The sequence below is a fragment of the Moheibacter stercoris genome (assembly GCF_040545805.1).
In the GTDB taxonomy this organism is placed as follows: Bacteria; Bacteroidota; Bacteroidia; order Flavobacteriales; family Weeksellaceae; genus Moheibacter; species Moheibacter stercoris.
The window spans coordinates 1-1,795 of the sequence record NZ_JBEPMO010000036.1; the positions used below are offsets into that span (position 1 = coordinate 1).

General features: G+C 30.0%; 2 protein-coding genes. Both read left to right on the plus strand.

Going from position 1 to position 1,795, the window contains the following annotated elements; genetic code table 11:
* Positions 1 to 290: 290 nt before the first annotated feature.
* Positions 291 to 1,319: an HNH endonuclease family protein gene (locus ABID46_RS13490; protein WP_354510986.1), complete on the plus strand. Its 1,029-nt coding sequence runs from the start codon at positions 291 to 293 to the stop codon at positions 1,317 to 1,319.
* Positions 1,319 to 1,684 carry an HIT family protein gene (locus tag ABID46_RS13495; RefSeq protein ID WP_354510988.1) on the plus strand — a complete coding sequence of 122 codons (366 nt, stop codon included), beginning with the start codon at positions 1,319 to 1,321 and terminating at the stop codon, positions 1,682 to 1,684. Before ABID46_RS13490 ends, ABID46_RS13495 begins: the two co-directional genes overlap by 1 nt.
* The last annotated feature ends 111 nt before the right edge of the window (positions 1,685 to 1,795 follow it).

Genomic DNA, 1,795 nt, shown 5'->3' on the forward strand with positions numbered 1-1,795 from the left:
GTTTGTCTATCTTATTCTGCTCATTTGGTTCTTTCTTTTTTATAGTTGTTGATATACTAAATTTAAGGAATTACAAACATAGGAAGGGTTTGGCGAAATGCGGGGTTTCGTATAAAGTTCAACGTTTGTACTTTCTATCCGCAAAAACCATTTTTCTTTTACTCTTTTTTGTAATTTAGCAAAAGGTAAAAATGGTTTTGCTACCGTTCGTGCTAAATTGAAAGTTCCGCCTTTCTAATCCCGCACTATCGCCAAGCCCCGAACCGTTATGTGTAATTTTTCATCAAGATATGGCTATAAATTTCCAAGACAATGACCCAAGTTTAGAATCTCAATGGCGAGCTATAATCTTATTTGGAAAAAATTCTGCAACTTATAAATTTGCATTTGGGAAAGCTTTATTGGAACTTACCTCAAAAGAAACAAACTCTATTTCTCTTAAAGAGTTATCTCCTATCTTCGTCAAGACAATTTTAGAACATCTTAAGAATAATGATAAGCAAGGAAACTCAAATTCAAGCACATTTTTAGATGCTTGTAGAAAATTCAACAATCAAGAAATAAGCTACGATAATTTAATAAGTATTACAGAAAAATATGGTTTCACCAATGTTGTAGACGCATTTCAAAATGTAAATGGAGGAATAATACCGAATCAATTTTATCAAAAAGATTATAATGGAAGTTCGAAAAGAATAGTTATAACAGATGATTTATTACGTTTAAAAGAAAGTTATCAATTTGCCAATTTCAATGATGAAGTTGAAGCAAGATGGAATCTTGTAGAAACCGCTTGGAATTTAGAAATTAATCCAAACCTTCTTGAAGTTAAAATTGATGATGACTTGCAAACTCTATTCATAGAAAATGACTTTATGAGAAGAGTTGATATAACTTCAGCTAAAGCCTCATTAAATGGTTATCAAAAAGGAAAATGCTTCTACTCTTTTCAAGATATTTCAATAATTTCTGGAAATGAAAATCTTTGTGCAGTTGATCATTTTTTTCCACACGTACACAAAATTAGTCTTAATCAATCTGGCGCTAATATTAACGGTGTTTGGAATTTAGTATTAGCTGAAAAATTCGTGAACTTAGACAAAAGTGCAAAAATTCCAGAACTAAAATATCTTGAAAGACTTTACAAAAGAAATGAATTTTATATCGCAAGTAAACATCCACTTGGCGAAACAATTGTAAATCAAACTGGAAAAACAGCAAAAGAACGTAGACAATTCTTGCAAAAACAATATGATTTATCTGTAAATTTATCAATTCAAAAATGGAAACCTAAAGTTGAACTTGAACCACTTTTTTAATGAAAGATTTTATAAATATTGAACAAGAACGAATTATATATAAAGACAAATATTTCTTCATAATTAACGATGGTTTTCCTGTTAATCCAGGTCATTTATTAATCATTTCAAACAATGTAAGAACTGATTACTTTGATTTATCTGATGAAGAAAAATTAGCATTACCAATTGCGATTCAAAATGCTAAAGAAATAATTCTAAGTAATCATAAACCAGATGGTTTTAATATCGGGATGAATTGTGGTGAATTCGCAGGTCAAACTGTATTTCATTTTCACTGTCATTTGATTCCAAGATATAAAGGTGATATGGAAAATCCTCGTGGCGGAGTTCGTCACGTCATTCCATCAAAAGGAAGTTACTAAAAAAACTACACATAACATGAACTGTGTAAAAAACCAAATATTTTAGGCTATTTTTTTAACATAATCATCTTGGTACAAAGTTCCATTTTTAACGCATCCATAAACTTGCTT

What these genes read in the sequence shown, in the direction of transcription:
- ABID46_RS13495 (WP_354510988.1), top strand. Translation starts at nt 1,319, where the DNA reads ATGAAAGATTTTATAAATATTGAACAAGAACGAATTATATATAAAGAC.
- ABID46_RS13490 (WP_354510986.1), top strand. Translation starts at nt 291, where the DNA reads ATGGCTATAAATTTCCAAGACAATGACCCAAGTTTAGAATCTCAATGG.